The 18,267-nt window shown below is 54.9% G+C and carries 11 protein-coding genes; 7 read left to right on the top strand and 4 right to left on the bottom strand.

Annotation, left to right across the window (positions count from 1 at the left end; all coding sequences use genetic code 11):
* Positions 1-12: 12 nt before the first annotated feature.
* From ABD971_RS33395 to ABD971_RS33370, 6 genes are read left to right on the top strand one after another with little or no spacing between them, the layout of a single operon-like run.
* Positions 13-1,026, top strand: coding sequence for an AAA family ATPase (locus ABD971_RS33395; RefSeq protein WP_339936256.1), 1,014 nt, complete (start codon positions 13-15; stop codon positions 1,024-1,026).
* Positions 1,026-1,988, top strand: coding sequence for a DUF58 domain-containing protein (locus ABD971_RS33390; RefSeq protein ID WP_345327978.1), 963 nt, complete (start codon positions 1,026-1,028; stop codon positions 1,986-1,988). The genes ABD971_RS33395 and ABD971_RS33390 overlap by 1 nt, the downstream gene beginning before the upstream one ends.
* Positions 1,985-4,108 carry a BatA domain-containing protein gene (locus ABD971_RS33385; protein WP_345327977.1) on the top strand — a complete coding sequence of 708 codons (2,124 nt, stop codon included), beginning with the start codon at positions 1,985-1,987 and terminating at the stop codon, positions 4,106-4,108. The genes ABD971_RS33390 and ABD971_RS33385 overlap by 4 nt, the downstream gene beginning before the upstream one ends.
* A 12-nt stretch (positions 4,109-4,120) precedes the next feature.
* Positions 4,121-7,738 (top strand): DUF4175 family protein, encoded by a 3,618-nt coding sequence (locus ABD971_RS33380; protein ID WP_345327976.1) that lies wholly within the window; start codon positions 4,121-4,123, stop codon positions 7,736-7,738.
* Positions 7,735-10,212, top strand: coding sequence for a glutamine amidotransferase (locus ABD971_RS33375; RefSeq protein ID WP_345327975.1), 2,478 nt, complete (start codon positions 7,735-7,737; stop codon positions 10,210-10,212). The genes ABD971_RS33380 and ABD971_RS33375 overlap by 4 nt, the downstream gene beginning before the upstream one ends.
* Positions 10,209-11,243, top strand: a complete 1,035-nt coding sequence (locus ABD971_RS33370; RefSeq protein WP_345327974.1) for a hypothetical protein — start codon at positions 10,209-10,211, stop codon at positions 11,241-11,243. Before ABD971_RS33375 ends, ABD971_RS33370 begins: the two co-directional genes overlap by 4 nt.
* 54 nt (positions 11,244-11,297) lie before the next feature.
* Here the strand turns inward: ABD971_RS33370 and ABD971_RS33365 are convergent, their stop codons facing one another.
* Entirely contained in the window at positions 11,298-13,367 is a 2,070-nt protein-coding gene (locus ABD971_RS33365; protein WP_345327973.1) for a vWA domain-containing protein, read from the bottom strand.
* 657 nt (positions 13,368-14,024) lie between these two features.
* Here ABD971_RS33365 and ABD971_RS33360 point away from each other — a divergent pair.
* Entirely contained in the window at positions 14,025-14,699 is a 675-nt protein-coding gene (locus ABD971_RS33360; RefSeq protein WP_339936242.1) for a metallophosphoesterase family protein, read from the top strand.
* Between the two features lie 297 nt (positions 14,700-14,996).
* Here ABD971_RS33360 and trxA read toward each other — a convergent pair whose 3' ends face one another.
* The 3 genes from trxA to ABD971_RS33345 all read right to left on the bottom strand — a co-directional run bounded on the left by trxA (position 14,997) and on the right by ABD971_RS33345 (position 18,237).
* Positions 14,997-15,401 (bottom strand): thioredoxin, encoded by a 405-nt coding sequence (trxA, locus tag ABD971_RS33355; RefSeq protein WP_425571408.1) that lies wholly within the window; start codon positions 15,399-15,401, stop codon positions 14,997-14,999.
* 12 nt (positions 15,402-15,413) lie between these two features.
* Positions 15,414-16,172: an NUDIX hydrolase gene (locus ABD971_RS33350; RefSeq protein WP_339936240.1), complete on the bottom strand. Its 759-nt coding sequence runs from the start codon at positions 16,170-16,172 to the stop codon at positions 15,414-15,416.
* Between the two features lie 67 nt (positions 16,173-16,239).
* The gene (locus ABD971_RS33345; RefSeq protein WP_345327972.1) at positions 16,240-18,237 is read right to left on the bottom strand and encodes a c-type cytochrome domain-containing protein; all 1,998 of its coding nucleotides are present in this window, start codon (positions 18,235-18,237) and stop codon (positions 16,240-16,242) included.
* Positions 18,238-18,267: the final 30 nt, after the last annotated feature.

The raw sequence follows: 18,267 nt of genomic DNA, 5'->3' as shown, positions 1-18,267 counted from the left end.
AAGGAAAGCAGCATGAGCACTGAAGCATTGTCAGTGGAAGAGGAAGCACGCACGGTCGAGCAAATTCGCAATGGCCGCGAGCGAATCTACGCCGAGCTTTCCAAGACCATCATCGGTCAACACGATGTGATCGAACAATTGCTAATCAGCCTATTTGCCGGTGGACACTGTCTGATCACGGGAGCACCGGGATTGGCCAAAACGCTGCTGGTCCGCAGTGTTGCTCAAATCTTTCACTTGAAATTTCAACGCATCCAGTTCACTCCGGACCTGATGCCTGCGGACATCACCGGTACCGAGATTTTGGAAGATTCTGGAGGTGGGCATCGCAAGATGACGTTTGTCAAAGGCCCGATCTTTGCCAACGTCGTCTTGGCGGACGAAATCAACCGGACGCCGCCCAAGACGCAGGCTGCACTACTCGAAGCGATGCAGGAGCATCAAGTCACCGCTGCGGGACGTCGCTATCCGCTGGAGGAGCCATTTTTTGTGCTGGCGACACAAAACCCGATCGAAATGGAAGGAACATATCCGCTACCCGAAGCTCAATTGGATCGTTTCATGTTCAACGTGCTGATTGATTATCTGCCTCCCAAGGATGAGTTGGCGGTGGTGATGCAAACGACCTCGCGGCGTGCTGAACCGATCGAGCCCTTGTTTACAGGCGAAGACATTTTGCGGTTTCATGAAACCGTTCGCCGCGTGCCGATTGCCGAGGAAGTGGGGGCGTATGCGGTTCGCTTGGCCGCATCGACGCGGCCCGATCGCGACCGAACTCCCGATTTTATCAACCAATGGGTTAGCTGGGGCGCGGGGTTGCGAGCGGCGCAAACGCTGGTGCTCGGTGCCAAGGCGCGAGCGCTGCTGTCGGGCAATGCCCACGTGCGAATGGATGACATTCGTGCCCTTGCCCACCCGACGCTACGACATCGAGTCTTGCTCAGTTACAAAGCGGAAGCCGAAGGCGTCACGATCGAAAATGTAATCGATCAATTGTTGCAGACTGTGCCCACGGAGATGGCATGATGGTCCAGCCTTCTCGCGGCGATATTGCCTCGATTGATCCGGCAGCGATCATGCGAATCAAGAATTTGCAACTGCGGGCCAAAACGGTTGTCGAAGGATTTTTCGATGGGCTGCATCGAAGCCCGATGCATGGATCGTCGGTGGAATTCAGTGAGTATCGGCCTTACACCATCGGGGACGATCTGCGGGGCTTGGATTGGAAACGTTTTGCCCGCAGCGATCGCCTGTATATTAAAAAGTTCGAAGACGAAACGAATCGCAATTGTTATTTAGTGGTCGATCAAAGTCGCTCGATGGGCTACGGATCGATCGAGTATAGCAAGATCGAATACGCGAGAACCTTGGCAGCGACGTTCGCCTATTTCCTGTCTCTGCAACGGGATTGTGTCGGTGTGCTGACGTTTGACGAGGCGATTGGCGAGTTCATTCCCGCTCGACGCCGAGTCGGTCATCTGCATCAAATGTTGGTGGCACTTTCACGCCCGCTAAGCGGCAAAGGGACTGACATTGAATCGCCGCTGAAACAGATTGCCAATCTTGTCGGGCGACGCGGTTTGGTGATCATGATCTCGGACTTGTTGACCCCCACCGAAACGCTGCGAACCAATCTGGCCTACCTAAGATCACGGGGGCATGAAGTCGTGATTTTGCGGACCTTGGATCCGGCGGAAATCGATTTCCAGCTCGAGTCGCCCAGCATGGTGCTGGACATGGAAACCGGACGCGAAATCTATTTGGATCCTGAGGTCGCTGCAGCCCAATACCAAGAACAGTTTGCCGAACACCGAAAACAGCTGCAGATTGTGTGCAGTTCCTTGGGTGTCAGTTTGCATGAAATCGTGACCCGCGAACCGCTTCATGATTCGTTGTTCCATTTACTGAATTCACAACAGCGGCGGTCCCGTGGTGCCGCTCGCGCCGGGATGCTGGCTCGGTCCGCTCGCAGCGGAGGCACTTCATGAGCTTGTTAGCCCCGTTGTATTTTGCCGGAGCGTTGGCGATCGGGCTGCCGATCCTGTTCCACTTGATTCGCCGTCAACCCAAAGGGAACATCGCGTTCAGCTCGTTGATGTTTTTGAAACCGACGCCACCGCAGTTGACGCGTCGCAGCCGATTGGACAATTGGTTGCTGTTGCTGATTCGTTCGCTGGCGATTTTGTTACTCGCCGCGGCGTTTGCACGTCCCTTTTTTCGCACCGAAGCGGTTACCGATTCCGACGCCAGCGGCCAGCGTTTTGTGGTGCTGATAGATACCAGTGCCAGCATGAAACGGGTGGGCGTTTGGGATCAAGCGATCGGGCAAGTCGATCGCGTGATCGGCGAACTTGGCAAAAACGATCAACTTGCGATCATCGGCTATGACGATGACCCCAAGACGCTGTTCCCATTCGAACAGTCCTACGAATTGGCCGCCGACCAGCGTTTTTCGGTCGCTCGGTTATCGCTTCAGGATCTCGTACCGTCGTGGCGAAATTCCGATCTGGGGCGAGCACTTGTTTACGCTGCCGACATGGCCGCAGCCAGCGAGGCGGATCAGGAAGGCGATCAACGCGATGCAAATTTGATCTTGATTAGCGATATGCAATCCGGAAGCGAAATCGAAAGTCTGCAGCGTTTTACTTGGCCCGAGAACGTCAAATTGGACGTGCGTGCGGTTCGAGGCACCAACGCGGGTAACGCCTGGGTTCGGATATTGCAGTCGTCTGGCGAGGATAATGATGCCGAGGGCGATCCGATCGGAGCGGCGTCCAAACGTGGCGGATCTCGAACCGAAAAACGACGCGTCCGCGTTTCCAACGCGGCGGGAACAAACGCAAGCGACTTTCGTCTGACCTGGACCACCTCTGAAAACAAAACGATCGACGCGATGCCGGTCCATGTTCCGCCCGGGGAATCACGAACCGTCTCGATCCCGCTTCCCGACGCCAACGTCACGTCGTTAGTTCTCAGCGGCGACCAAGAACCGTTCGACAATGCCGCCTATCTCGTGCGGCCGCAACCGGAAACCGCCAACATTGTCTTCGTGGGTGATCAGGAAAACAAACAAGATCCGCGAGACCGTTTGCTGTACTACCTGGAACAGGTTCCCTTTGATACGCCGCAGCGAACGGTGACGATCACCAGTGATACGAATTTGATTCCTGGCAGTGCGGTTCAACCTAGCAGTCTAAAGACCACGCCGTTGGTGGTGGTCACCCAACCACTTGACGAAGCGATGGCGAGACGGATTGGGCGTTATGCGGATGCCGGTGGGACGGTGTTACTCGTGCTCGCGGAACCTGATGCAAACTGGTCATCGACGCTAGTCGCTCTGATTGAAAACGGTGACGAAGAAGCACCGGGAATCGAAGTTTCCGAAGCAAAACTAGATGACTACGCGATGCTTTCTCATATCGATTTCGAACATCCTGTGTTCTCGCCGATGGCCGACCCGCAGTTCAATGACTTTACCAAAACGCGGTTTTGGTCTCATCGTGAAATCCACGGTTTACCTGCTGACACGAAGGTATTGGCAAAGTTTGATGACGGTGATCCTGCGTTAATCGAACATTCCGTCGGGGATGGACATCTGATTGTGTTGGCTGCGGGATGGCAACCCCAGGCCAGTCAGTTGTCGCTGTCGACTAAATTTATCCCGTTGATGTTTAGCATCTTTGATCGAGGTCAACGGGCTCGGGCGGACGGCAATCGCTACCGAGTTGGCGATCGGTTGGACGAAGCCTCTGGGCACCCAACTCGAGTCGCAGCACCCGAGGGCGATGCGCCGGAATCGACGACGTTGGACTCTGACAATCGTTTGACTCGTCCGGGCGTTTATCGGATGGATCAAGATGGCAAATTACAAACGATCGCAGTCAACCTTGCGGACTCGGAAAGCCATGTGGAGCCGATGGATGCGGCGACACTCGAAAAGTTGGGTGTTCAACTCGGGAAAGCACAGTCAAACGAAGTTCGAAAAGAGTCCGAGCGACAATCGAAAGACGTTGAACTCGAGAGCAATCAAAAGCTGTGGCAGTGGTTGATGGCTGCCGCAATGGGATTGCTGGTCACTGAAACGTTGCTGGTCCGTATACGCCAATAAAAGTGGTTTACGATGATGGAAAAAACATTACGAAAACGACTTCATCAAGTGACGTCTCGATTTCAAGAACGACGCTTGGGGTGGTTGCTGGCTTTGATCGCACTCGTATTTGCGGGATTGGCTTGGAGCTTGTTGCCTGCGGCACGTGCAGGTCAGGTCATGGGTTCGGAAACGGCGATCATCCTGCTGGGTGTCGCTTCGCTGGCGATGCTGATCGCCTGGGCGGTGACACGGCGAAGCTATTCGGATCCTCACTCGATCGCCAGCAAGATTGAATCCAAGTTCCCAAGTCTGCAGCAGCGGCTACTGACTGCAGTTTCATTGACCACTCGCGAGGAAAAATCAGACAGTTATTTACAGCAACGCGTGATTCGCGAAGCGTGCGATCATTCGCAACGCAACCGCTGGATCGAAACGGTTCCGCAAAGCCAATTGTGGCTCAGCCGAGTGTCGGGTTTGAGCGCCACGTTGGTGATGGCGGGGGTGCTGGGCATGTTGTTTGTAACGTCGGCGGACCCTTCGCAAGTCGGCGCGAGCATACCGCGAGCGAACCAGAGCAACGCGATTGTCGATCCTGGGAACGCGGAAATCGAACGCGACACGAGTTTGGTGATCACCGCTCGTTTTGAATCGGTCGCACCGAGCGAAGCCGAGCTGCGTGTGATCAAACGTGATGGCAGTGAACAGCGATTGACGATGAAGCAAAACCTGCAGGACCCGATCGTCGCCGCGTTTTTAGCCTCTGTCGACGAAGCCTTTGAGTACCAAATTCTGACGCGTGATTGGTCGAGCCCAACATACGCGATCAGCGTCTTTGAGTTTCCGAAGTTGGTGCGAAGTGATGCGCTGTTGGACTTCCCCGAGTACACCGGCATGGATGACAAACGGATCGAAGACACTGTGCGTGTATCGGCCGTCCAGGGGACGATACTCACTTGGCACTGCCATTTGAACAAGCCGGTCGCGTCGGCGACGCTCGTGGAAAAAGACGGAACACGAACGCCGCTGCAGCCAATGGACCACACGACAGGTGACGGGATGATGGTCGAACTGCGGATGGAAGAGACAAAACGCTACACGTTGGAATTGATCGACGAACAGGGACGTCAGAACAAGTATCCAGCCGAGTTGGTCGCGAAAGTGCTGCCCAATCAGCCGCCCAGCATCAAACTGACTCAAGGAGGTGACGTGAGCGTCTCGCCGCTCGAAGAGTTGTCGCTTGCCGCAGATATCGCAGACGACTTTGGGCTCCATCGAGTCGGACTGTCTTACAACTTCGAGGGCAAGGCGACGGAGATCGCGTTCGAAGAAAAGGATACAGCGAAGCGGAAACAGGGTTTTTCGCACATGGTTGAGTTTGAAGCACTCGACGCCGAACCGGACCAATTGTTTGCGTACTATTTCTGGGCCGAAGACATTGGGCCCGGTGGACAAGTGCGGCGAACGCAAAGCGATATGTTCTTTGCCGAGGTGCGTCCCTTTGAAGAAATCTTCCGCGAAGGGGAACCGCCACCAAGCGGCCAGGCTCCGGCGAGCCAGAATGAGCAAGCGGCTGAAGAGCTTGCCGAGCTGCAAAAACAAATCATCAATGCGACTTGGCGTGTTATTCGTGATGAAGCGGGCGCGGAAGTGTCGCCCGAATTTGCCGAAAACGTCAAAGAGATCCTCCAGGGGCAACAAAACGCAATCGAAATGCTCGATGAACTCGCGGCGGAGCTTAGCGACCCTCAATCAAAATTGATCGTCGAGGGCGTTCGCGTCCATATGCAGTCCGCCGCAAGTGAACTCGAGAAATCACAACAATCCAAGACGACTGAAACGCTTGACGAGGCGTTGGCATCCGAACAAGCGAGTTATGCAGGCTTGTTGAAGTTGCGGGCAAGAGAGTTTCAAGTCACTCGGGCTCAGCAACAAAGCCAAAGTAGTTCCAGCAGCTCGGCGTCGAAGCGTCAACAGCAATTAAACGAACTCGAACTCGATCAAGATGAAAATCGCTACGAGACCGAGCAGCAAGCGGAAGCCAATTCGCCTGAGGCGGCACAGCAACGCGAAGAGCGACAAGTACTCAGTCGGCTACGGGAACTTGCCCAACGTCAAGAAGACATCAACAAGCAGCTGGCACAATTGCAATCCGCACTGGAGTTAGCCGAGTCCGAAAAGGAAAAGGAAGAGATCCGCCGACAGATCAAACGACTGCGAGAACAGCAGCAAAACTTGTTGCGTGAAACCGATGAATTGGCCGAGCGGATGCAGAGTCCCGAGAACCAAGAATCGATGCAGCAGCAACGCGAGCAGCTCGAAGAAACTCGCGAGAACCAGCGTCGGGCCAGCGAAGCACTCGCACAAGAGGATGCCTCGTCGGCGCTGGCGGCTGGTAAACGCGCCGAACGTGAACTCGAAGAGTTGCAGGACGAATTTCGACAGCGCACCTCGGGACAATTTAGTGATGCGATGCGTGAAATGCGAGCCGACGCACAAGCACTCGACCAGAAGCAACAACGACTCTCGGAAGCGTTACGCGAAGAGTCGGAAAATCCGTCGCCTGGGCTGCGTCGCAACGCAGAACAGCAACAACTCGAAAAACAACTCGAAGAGCAACGCCGCGATCTGTCGCAGTTGGAAAACAAAATCCAGGAAACGGTCGAGCAAGCCGAAACCGTCGAGCCGCTGTTGGCGAAAGAGCTATATGACTCGTTTCGCAATCTGCAGCAGCGTGAAGTGGATCGTCGTCTAGAAGAGACGTCCGAGCTGGTTCAAGCAGGTTTCAAGGAAGAGGCTCGTCAAGCCGAGACGGCGGCTGCCGAAGGGGTCAAAGCGTTGCGAGAGGAACTTGAACAAGCTGCCAGTTCGATTCTTGGTGACGAAACGGAAGGACTGCGACGCGCCGCCAACACACTAGAGCAGCTGGCTCGAGATTTGGACGAAGAGATCGGGGAAGAAAGAGGGGGAGAGGGGGAGTTGGGAGAGGGGGAGCGGGGGCAAGACGGGGAGTCCGGACAGGGACAGGGTCAACAGCCGGGGGAGAAGGGACAGCAAGGGACGGAAGGCCGCGGCGAGCAGAGCGGCGAATCGAATAGCGAATCGAGCGAGGGAAAAGAGCAGAGCGAGGGGCAGGGGCAACAGGGACAGCCGGGGCAACAGGGCCAGGGACAGTCAATGCTTCCTGGCGAGAGTGAGAGTGAAAGCCCTGGGCGTGCTCCGGCGGAAGGAAGAGAAGGGCAAGCAGGAATCCGAGGGGCCACTCCGAGTCAAAGTCGTGTGGCGGCCCAGAGCCCGAGTGGATCGCCGATCGCCGGGGACGGATTTCGTGAATGGTCCGATCAACTCCGCGACGTCGAAGAAATGGTCGAGGATCCTGAACTGCGTACGCGCGCTTCCCAAATTCGTGATCGCGCACGCCAAGTCCGAACGGATCTGCTGCGTCATTCCAAGGCACCGCAATGGAAATTGATCGAAGAGATGATCGCCGACCCCCTACGTGAGTTGCAACGTGATGTCCAAGAGGAATACATGCGACGATCCGCTGAGAAAAATGCACAAGTTCCGGTCGATCGTGATCCGGTCCCGAGCCAATTCACCGAGGCGGTTCGCAAATATTACGAGAACCTTGGAAGCGGGCGTAGCAAATGATCTTCTCGATTTTGACCGCTGACGCGATGTTCCCGCTAAACGAAAATTTAATATGGGGGGCGCCCGACTGGGTGATTCCCGTCTCGATCGCGGCGGTAATTTTGGCGGCGTTAACGCTTTGGAACTACACATCACAGCACACGATGGGCGCGGTACGGTGGTTGGCGGCAGCACTAAAAATTGCCGCCATCACCTTGATCGCAATCTGTTTATTACAGCCGATGCGCAGCGGTACACGGCCGCGACCTAAAGCCAATGTGTTGCCGATCCTGGTCGACAACAGCAAGAGCATGCAGGTGAAACCCAAAGGGGCCAAAGAAACGCGGGCGGACGTTGTTTCAAAGCAAATCTCGCCCGAAAATGATTGGCGGATTCGCTTGGAACAAGATTTTGACGTGCGAGGTTATTCGTTTGATTCGCGGATCGCGGCACTCGAATTGGCAGATCCGACTCTGTCAAATGAGGGCACAGCGTCGTCGCTGTCGACCAGCTTGCAGTCACTCGGTGAGCGGTTCGCGGCGCGTCCTGTGGCGGGCGTGGTGCTGTTCAGTGATGGCAATTTGACCGATCCGCCCGACACAAATTTCGATTGGTCCACGTTGGGATTTCCCGTCTACCCAGTGCTGTCGTCCGCAAATGAAGCGATCAACGATGTTCGAATCGCGGATGTCAGTGTCAGCCAAACGGATTTTGAATCGGCTCCGGTGACGATCCGTGTCCAAGTCGATGCGAATCCGACGAAGCGGAAACTCGTCGTCCAACTTCGTGATCTCGATCACGGCAAACTCGTCGAAGAACAAACGCTCACAACCTCGACATCCGAAACGGATAACGAAGTCACGTTTCGCTTTCGACCGGATGAACCGGGACTGCGATTTTACCGAACGATTGTGTTTGAGGAACGAGATCGCCAAGCATTTGAAGCGAAGGGCGAATCGAAGGACTCGAAGGGGACAGCCGCACGCGAAACCTCCGAAGCGACGCTCGTTAACAACCAGCGAATGATTGCGGTCGATCGCAAATCGGGGCCTTACCGAATTTTGTATGTCGCCGGACGCCCCAATTGGGAGTTCAAATTTTTGCGACGATCACTTGCCGCCGATGCCGAGATTCAATTGGTAGGTTTACTGCGGATCGCCAATAAAGAACCGAAGTTTAGTTTTCGCGATCAAGGAGTCACCGGATCAAGTTCCCCCAGCACGAACCGATTGTTTGATGGTGTCGACAGCGCCGAAGACGAATTGGTCCAGCAGTATGATGAACCTGTGATGATTCGTTTGGGTGTCAAAGAATCCGAAGAATTGAGCGACGGGTTCCCCGAGACACGCGAAGAGCTTTTTGCCTATCACGCGATCATTCTTGATGACATCGAATCCGAATATTTCACGCAGGACCAGATGCTGCTGATGCGTCAATTCGTCAGCAGCCGAGGCGGTGGATTGTTGATGCTCGGAGGCCAAGAGTCGTTTGCCGGCAAATCGTTTGCCGACAGCCCGCTCGGAGAACTCGCCCCGGTCTATGGTCCGCGGTCTAGCGACGCCAGTGTCGCGGGGGCATACCGGATGAAGTTAACTCGCGAAGGAATGCTTGAGCCTTGGGCACGGCTGCGAGAGAACGAAACGGCGGAATCCGATCGTTTTGCTCAAATGCCTCCGTTCACCTCGGTCAATGCCGTCGGCGATGTCAAACCGGGAGCACTCACATTGGCCACCGTCCAGGACCCCAAGGGCGATCCGCTGCCTGCGATCGTCGCCCAGCGATTCGGCAAAGGGCGTACCGCAGCGATGCCCATTGCTGATTTATGGAGATGGTCGATGCGTCATGATCCGCGTTCGAAAAACAACGATGGGGATGATGCGGCCCAAGCGTGGCGGCAAATGGCACATTGGCTTGTCGGTGACGTGCCGCGTCAAGTCGAAGCGAGAGTCGAGCCGAATGTCGACCCGAACGAACCGGCACGAATAGTGGTGCATGTTCGCGACGAAGCGTACTTGCCGATCGACAACGCTGAGATCGAATTAACGATCACGCCGATTGAAAAACGAACTCGCGATGATGACCGAGACGACGTCATCCAGATCCAAGCCACTGCGGACGACGATGCCCCCGGGGTGTACCGCGCTGCCTTTTGGACAAATCAGTCCAACGCCTACCGAGTGCATGTGGCAGCGAAATCAGCAGATGGTCATTTTGTTGGCGAAGCAGACACGGGCTGGGTCGCTCAGCCAGATACAGCCGAGTTTCGTCAACTCAGTTTAAACCGCCCGTTGTTGGAAACGATTGCGAAACAAAGCGGTGGTAAAGTGATTGCCAATAATGCATTGGCTGACTTTGCCGCCGAATTGCCGAATTTAAAAGTCCCCGTTACCGAAACTTGGGTCTATCCTCTCTGGCACAATGTTTGGGTTTTGGTCGCCGCCATCCTCTGCTTGTGTGGTGAATGGGGATTACGTCGCTGGAAAGGTTTGTCATGAATCGATGGTTTACCGTCGCATTAGGAATCACACTGTTCGCCTCGCACGTCTACATCGATAGCGTTGGGGCAGACGAGGTCCAGCCCAAAGATGCCACTGCGACCGATCTGCTGCTGGTCGTCGGAGCCGGCGGCAACGATGAATATGCGGCTGAATTTGCTGAGACTGCGGACCAGTGGAAACGGCATGTCGAGTCGACTTCGGTGAAATTACACCAGATCGGTGATTCGACATCGTCTGGGACGCCGGATCGTGAACAACTAAAGTCCTGGATCGCCGAAGCGGATCGCGTAACATCGGCTCCGCTGTGGATTGTCTTGATCGGTCACGGCACGTTCGCGCAGAACGTGGCCAAGTTCAACTTGCGAGGGCCTGATGTTTCGGCCACCGAGTTGGCCGAGTGGATCAAGCCGCTTGATCGTCCACTAGTGATTGTCAACGGTGCTTCGGCAAGTGGTCCGTTTATTAATGCATTATCTGCCCCGGGGCGTGTGATTGTCACGGCGACACAAAGCGGCAGCGAGCAAAACTATGCTCGTTTCGGTCGCTACTTTGCCGAAGCGATCGGTTCCCTCGATGCGGACTTGGATCACGACGATGAGGTCTCGGTGCAAGAAGCGTTTTTAAAAGCCAACGCAGCGGTGAAAGAGTTCTATGACACCGAGGCTAGGATTAGCAGCGAGCATGCGTTGATTGACGACAACGGCGATGGTTTAGGGACTTCATTTAAAGCCTTCCGCGGCAACACCCCTTCGATCGCCGCGAAACCGGACACTCAGCTCGATGGTCGCCGAGCTGCAAAGATGACGCTCTTTGCGGCGGTGAACCAAGCACCGCTGTCGCCAGAAGAAAGACAACGTCGCGACACGATTGAAAGTGAAATCGAAACACTGCAATCGGAAAAAGCGACGATGGCGGAGACAGCGTACTACGAGCGTCTTGAATCGCTGATGTTGCGATTGGCCAAAATTTACCAAGCGGCCGAAGAGCGCCAAAGCACTTCGAAAGAAGCAACGAAGTCCGTACCGTGACAAGACAAAGCGTGTGCGGATGTCTTGTGAGCAATGTGTGAACTTGAGCAGTTTCTACAGCTTCGGAACAGGCCGAGAGGGTGCTTTCTTGAGCATCCGCTTCTGGTCGTCCTTGGGCGGATTGTTGTTTCCGCCGCCGCCACCACCACCCGGTTTACGTGGCGTCAGATCGGTGAAGGTTTCTTTCCACTTCCAACCAATTGGGACAGTCAGCTCTTGATCGGCGAGTAGCGCCCAGGGGGTGCCTTTGTGATCACGCGTGACGCCTTCAAGCAGCTCTTTGGCCAGTGCTGCTTCGCGTTCCCACTTGCTTCCCACCGAAATTTCTTCGCTCGGCTCTAAGATCCAAGTATTGTTCTTTTCTTTTTCGAATGGCATGCCCCGTTTGCCTTTGGCGAGCATCGCATTGTAGGTTTCGGTGCGTACTTTCTGAGCAAGCACTCGGCCCATCGCTAAGTCAAATCCCGCCTTCCAGCGGAGACTTTCTTCACTTTCGCGGGCCTTCATTCCAGGTTCAAGAATCGTCGCCATTTGGATCAACGTGGGCTCCAACTTAGCTGCGTCTTGTTGTGCCTTGGTCAAATCGCCCACCAATTGAGCTTCGCTGCGTTTGACAAAACGTGTCTGCGGTCGCGACAACCCTTGCGCGGGTCGCATCTGTGCCGCCTGCACAAGTGCTTGACGTAGCGGGCTTGCTTTCACCTTGGTCACGTAATCCTGAGGCGCCAAGTAGTCGGGACGATATCGCGCCATCGCATTGGGATCGAAAAAGTATTCGATGTCCGCGGCAAAGGCGTCGATCTCAGACGACCGAACCCGGCGAGACACATTGCGATTGGGATGAACCGTGAAATAGATCCCCCCGGTTTCATAACACAGACGCGTCAATGCATAGGGACCAAATCCGCTGTCGATCACCGGTTCCTGTTTAAAGTCCGCCGTGAAACCGACTTGAACCTGTTCGGGATAAAACGTTTCAGGGCCTTGATCGACCTGGGCCCATTGGGGCGATTGGTCATATTTAGGATCGGGGTCGACGTATTTCACCAGCGTGTGCTCGCGACCAAAGGGCGCGGGAACGCCGATCACGTAAACCGGAATCGCCCATTTGCGACACGCCGCAATGGATTGCTCGAGCATGTTCGCGTCGTCACCTCGTTCATCGGTCACGACCACGAACAACACGTTTCGCTGGGGACCGTTGCCACCGCGGCTACGCCGCAAAGATTTGTATTGATCGGCTGCGGATGTGATGGCCGAAAAGACCCGCTCTTCGCCCGAGGTATCCACAGGGATGTTTTGCACGATCGATTTGATCTCTTCCAGATCTTCGATCGGTTCTTCGGTAAACAGCGTGACGGTTTTGCCAAAGCCGACAACGGAACTCAACAGAGGGCTGTCATTGGTGTTGCGGCGGAACCCTGCCGCTTTGCTCTCTTTGGCAATCCCCAGCTCACTGTAGATTCGCTGGAAGCGATCGCGAATTTCTTGACGCTGGCGATGCAGCGATCCACTTTGATCAAACAACCACACAACCAACGTGGGGCGTTCTTCGAGCGATTGCAGAATCTCGAACGTGATTCGGTCCACCGCGCCTGCGGCCCCTTGCGTACTCTGGCCGACTTGCCCCTTTTGATTCTTCAATCGATCCAACGGAGCGACCGCTTCGGTGAACATCTTGTTGACCATGATCTGCCCCAAGTCCGTCGGTTCGAGATCGACCGGGTTTGGGATCTCGGAGATCTCGGCGAACATTTCCGCCGATGCTTCCGCCATCGCCGCGTCGGCGGTGCTGTTCGCGCCAACTTCGGTTTGCGGCAAATCACTGTAGGTTACATCGTCGATCATCTCGACTTTTTCGATCTCCTGTTCAGCCGGAGGCGACACCAACACCACGGCCTCTTCATCGACCGGCATCACCAACGGGACCAATGCCAAAGACAAGATGATGATCAAATGGACCAACATGCTGCCGGCAAACGCTGTGGTCTCGCTTGCCGCAAAGAACGACTCCTCTTCGAGCTCTTCCTCGTCCCAAGCATCCACCACTTCGAGATTGCTCTGCAGGCCACCAGCCACAGCGTGGCGGGTTTGCGAATTGCTTGGGGGGGTCGGGATCGTCATTTGCACTTAACCATTCGGTTTAAAAATGTCGGAGCCGGTTGCGAATCGCAGGTGACTGAAACTAAACGCTAGCAGTTAACGCTAGCGAGGATACCAATTTCAGTATTTCGAAAGTGAGAAAAGTTCGTTCTATCAATCTCAATCCCCCCGGGTTAGCCACTAACGAGATGACATTGCTCTATTTTACTTCAATTCCAACGCAGCGGGTGTTACCCACGAAAATGAATCCAAGTCAAGTTCTCAAATTTCTTCGATCATTGTCGGGCGTTTTCAGGAATACAAATCGTGTTGCGGACAAGCTAGTTTTCCGCTGCTAGGGGCCCCCCGTCAGCGACAAAAGATCGCAATCCAGGAAACAGAAAAAGGGGACAGCACCCACGAATGACACCGAAAACGTTAGGATCGTTTAGAGTGTTATCGTTTTGAAGTCGATCCATGCGCCCCCCTTCGCCCACTGATATCAACGTGGGCGCGGCTGGAATTGTACCCAAAAAACCAGGGCCACCGTCAGTTTGGGCCGCCCAGGATCGCCAAAGGCAGGGTGCCGCTAATTGCCAACTCGAACTTGTATTAGTACCCTTGATTTTATACCGTTACGATTAGCGGCAGATTGAACCCACGATCGTCAAATTGAATACAGCATGGGGCTTTTCAAAATTGTCTGAGCGACTTATCGCGATTGGTGACATTCACGGCTGTAAGGTCGCTCTCGAGCGATTGCTTGCGGAGGTTGCCCCTACGACCAAGGACATCGTCGTGACCTTGGGCGATTACGTCGATCGAGGTCCTGATTCGCGTGGAGTGATCGACACGCTGATCGAGCTTCGCAGATCAACACAGTTGATCGGATTGGTGGGCAACCACGAGGAGATGATGCTGGAGGTCATTCGCGACGGCCAATCGCCTCACGGATGGCTGAAATATGGTGGGGTCGAAACGCTCGATAGCTACGGTTTTGATGGCGGATTAGATTTTTTGCCACAAAGCCACGAGGACTTTTTCGATTCGTTGGGCGATTACTTCGAGTACGAAGACTATTTCTTTACTCATGCGGCGTACGATCCTGACACGCCGCTCGAGCACCAACCGCCCGAAATGCTGCGTTGGTACACGCTGAACGACGGTTTCCCGGCAGCTCACATCAGCGGCAAAACAGCCGTGGTGGGGCACACGGCGATGCGAGATGGCGAAATTCTTGATATTGGACACTTGTTGGACATCGACACGTTTTGCTATGGCGGAGGTTGGTTGACTGCAATCGACCTATACAGCCGTCAAGTATGGCAGGTTGCTCAGGATGGGCGAGTCCGCAGCACGCAGGCGCAGTACTAGCGCGATCCCCATCGCCATTTCAGACGGCTGCTTTGTTAGCCGTTTTGGCGCTGGCCACTGTTTCGTCACCATTCAGTCGGCACTAGCGAGTAAGCCCATGCTATGAAGCGTTTCCTGGTAGCCACCATTGCCAGAAGGTAGGGATTCGCGTTTGCCCGCCCCCCCCCTCGCTTTATCGAAAACGAGAGCAGATCAGCTGGGCGCATAAAAAAAGGCACTGTGAAGTAACACAGTGCCTACGTGTTCCGCGCATCCTTCGATGCTCAAAATTAACCGACGCTCAAATAACCGACGCGTTTAAGCAACCGACGCATCGAGTGCTTGTTGAAGCGCTGCCTTGGGGCGAACGCCAACAAAACTTTCTGAAACTTCGCCACCCTTGAAAACCAACAGCGTAGGAATGCTGCTAATTCCGAACTTTTGGGCGATTCCAGGGTTGTCGTCGATGTTGATCTTGCCAATCTTGACCGATGGGTTTTCGCTGGCCAATTCGTCAATCATCGGAGCGATCTGACGACATGGACCACACCAAGGTGCCCAAAAATCAACAAGCACAGGGGAGTCAGCCTGAAGGACTTCGCTATCGAAGTTCTCATCAGTGAATTCTTTTACAGCATCAGATGCCATGGAAACTTCCTTTTGAAAAATAGGTTGCCAGCGCAAATTGTTAGTTACAGAGCGTTCGCTGTCAATTTGCCCCACTGTCAAAGTGGCCTAATTGCCAGTCACTTTTGACCGATTGTAATAAGGCAGCAATATCCGAGCCAATTCGTCCAAAATCATCGCCGTTGCTCCCCAAATCCGATAGTCATGGTATTGAAACGCAGGAGCGGCAAATTGCAGAGTATCAGCCCCCAATGATGGGTTTCGATCGGCCCTTGTTTCAATCAAGTGCACTCGTTTTTTCATTTGGACAACAATTCGTCGCGAGGGACGAAACAACTCGGAGAGGGGCATCAGGATCACGTTCTCAACTTCGATCGGATCCGGCTGCCACTGAAGTAATGGCGTTTCGAGAATAAAGACCACCGGTTGGACCGCATTATCGCTGGCATAAACGTATTGCTCGCCTAGCCGGCCGCAACACGTCTGCACCTCCGGACGCACGCCCAGTTCCTCTTCAAATTCACGTAGAGCTGCTTCTTCGGGCGATTCGCCTGCTTCTCGGCGTCCCCCCGGCAAACAGATCTGGCCACCGTGATGCTTCAGCGTCATCGGACGCTGGGTCAACGGAATGACCCACTGCTGATCCGCGTCTTGAAACAGTGAAATGGCCACGGCAGCCTGGCGACACCCCCGACGCGAGGGACCACGATGGCGGCCGTACGCCAGCCCTGGAAACATCGGTTCTAATCGCCCGCCGTGAGCCGACCGATTGCCGGAACCACTCTCAGTCGAGAGCTGCTCGGTCAAGAAATGCCCTAGATCGTCCGCGAGCACGGCCGAACGTTGTTGTGATGGTTGAACAGTCATGGGGGTCAATCAAGCTCGATGGCTGCATGGTTTTCACGCAATCCCCTGCACCCCCATTACCTTAGCACTAATGGATGGCGGCTGACAATTGATCTAATTTCGTCTGCACCGCGGTCAACTGAGTGGCAATACCATCGTACTTTTGCTTCATCGCATCGGCGGCCTGCTGAGCTTTGGCCAATGCTTCTTGAAGTGCGGGAAGGCCTTTGGCCAGCTCGGCTGCTTCGGTGGTCTTGGCCGCCGAAGTTTGCTGGTGTGTCGCAATCGAATTCGCAGTCGCGATGCGGTCCCGACGCAGCTTGACCAATTGGGCCAAGTGATCGATCAAAGCTTGTTCGGCCGCTGCAACGGCGTCAAGCTTAGCCACGTCACCGTTGGTTTGCACGCGAACGGCGATCACGGCGTCGTGCTTGTCACGCGATGCGTTGGCCAAGGCGGGCATTTGCCCATCCAATTCGCCAACCTTCTTTGCCGCAGCGTCAGCGGCCGCCTTCGCTTTTTCTGCTTCCGCTTTGGCAGCAGCGATTTTTGCATTGAGTTCGTCGATCGGTTTCTGAGCCGCTGCAACGGCGTTCATGGCAGCATCAAGCTCGGCCTTGATCGGCTGCATCGTTTTTTGGATCGACGCCAATTGCTGCTGAACGACTTTGGCTCGCTCGGCGGCTGGAGGCGGATTCGCTGCCAACGCTTGTTTCTCTTCGGGTTTCTCGGACAGGGCGCTGAAGACTTGCCCGTCCCAATCGCCATAGATCACTCGGCTGCCATCGTGGGTAATCGCCACCTCGAGCACATCTTCGGAAACCGGTTTGAACTCGCGAATCAGCCCCCCATTGGCATCCCAGAGTTTGGCTCGGTTGTCTTTACCTGCGGTAACGATTCGTCCTTGATGATCAAAGGCAACCGCGGTGACACCGCCACCATGAGCATTAAACGACTTGATCGTTTTGCCTTCGGCGACATCCCAGACTTTGACGGTTCCGTCATCACTCGCACTGGCCAGGACATTCGAATCGTCTCGCCATGCAACGGAATTGATCGCTCCTTTGTGACCGGCCAAATCCAAATACAATCGGCCGGTATCGGCTTCCCACAAACTAAGGCCTGCCGAGCGGTCCCCCGACGCGATCAACACCCCATCGGGGCTGTAAGCGACCGCAAAGATCCAGTCGGTATGTTTCTTCAGATCAAAAAGCAACTCGCCATCGGTAGCGTCGTAAATACGCAACATCTTCTGCGGCCCGCCCATCGCGACTCGCGACATACTGGCGTTCACATCGGCGTCAAAAACCACATCCAATTCGTCGCCAACCGTGGCCACGCGTTCGCCGGTTTTGACGTCATAGATCGCCGCGATTCCCTTCAAAGAATGCTCGCCGCCACCTGCGATTAAAAAGCTGCCGTCACGACTAAAACGCAGCGACTGTGCAATCCCCTCTTCGAATGGCAAGATGCCCAGCAGCTCAGACGTTTCCGTGTGATACAGTGCGATTTGCTTTTGTCCCGCGATCGCGACCAACGGTGCCCAGGGGCTTGTGCCAATCGCCGAAATCGCAGCAGCTCGATCTGTAACAACAGGCACACGCTGAGGAATCGATTCGGGCATCGCCACGGGGCCTTCGGGTTTCCCGCCAGTGCTTGCGACAAAGGCAAGTGAGTTCTTCTTTTTCGCTTTGGCCTTGGAACCCGAGTTTTCCAAGATGCCCCCTTCGATCCAAGCCTGGATGACTGCCAACTGTTCGGCAGGCAATTTGTCTTGGTTCGGAGGCATGATCGGCGTGTCATCATGATTGACCAACTGCCACAAACGGCTAGCTGATGGGTCGCCGTCATCGTAAACGACCTCGCCGCTACCACCCCCTTCGATCAATGCCGTGTAGGTATCCAATGCCAAGCCGCCCTTTTTTTCGCCTTGGTTGTGACAGCTAGCACAATGTTGGCGAAAGATCGGCTTGACATCGTCTTCAAACGTAACCTTCTTCACTTCGGGAGTGGACTTTTCGTCAGCAGCGAAGCTGACTCCGCAACCGAACAGAACAAGTAAGGCGGCAATATTCAGTCGAATCATAGCGATTGGAAATCGTGTGGAGGATCGAGT

It is taken from the genome of Novipirellula rosea (assembly GCF_039541335.1).
In the GTDB taxonomy this organism is placed as follows: Bacteria; Planctomycetota; Planctomycetia; order Pirellulales; family Pirellulaceae; genus Novipirellula; species Novipirellula rosea.
The sequence above is the reverse complement of the archived record's forward strand: the minus strand, read 5'-3'. Positions and strand labels throughout refer to the sequence as shown.

Bases quoted from the DNA above. Each gene is read 5' to 3' on its own strand.
- ABD971_RS33395 (WP_339936256.1), top strand. From the start codon at position 13: ATGAGCACTGAAGCATTGTCAGTGGAAGAGGAAGCACGCACGGTCGAG.
- ABD971_RS33390 (WP_345327978.1), top strand. From the start codon at position 1,026: ATGGTCCAGCCTTCTCGCGGCGATATTGCCTCGATTGATCCGGCAGCG.
- ABD971_RS33365 (WP_345327973.1), bottom strand. From the start codon at position 13,367: ATGACGATCCCGACCCCCCCAAGCAATTCGCAAACCCGCCACGCTGTG.
- ABD971_RS33350 (WP_339936240.1), bottom strand. From the start codon at position 16,172: ATGACTGTTCAACCATCACAACAACGTTCGGCCGTGCTCGCGGACGAT.
- ABD971_RS33375 (WP_345327975.1), top strand. From the start codon at position 7,735: ATGATCTTCTCGATTTTGACCGCTGACGCGATGTTCCCGCTAAACGAA.
- ABD971_RS33380 (WP_345327976.1), top strand. From the start codon at position 4,121: ATGATGGAAAAAACATTACGAAAACGACTTCATCAAGTGACGTCTCGA.
- ABD971_RS33385 (WP_345327977.1), top strand. From the start codon at position 1,985: ATGAGCTTGTTAGCCCCGTTGTATTTTGCCGGAGCGTTGGCGATCGGG.
- ABD971_RS33370 (WP_345327974.1), top strand. From the start codon at position 10,209: ATGAATCGATGGTTTACCGTCGCATTAGGAATCACACTGTTCGCCTCG.
- ABD971_RS33345 (WP_345327972.1), bottom strand. From the start codon at position 18,237: ATGATTCGACTGAATATTGCCGCCTTACTTGTTCTGTTCGGTTGCGGA.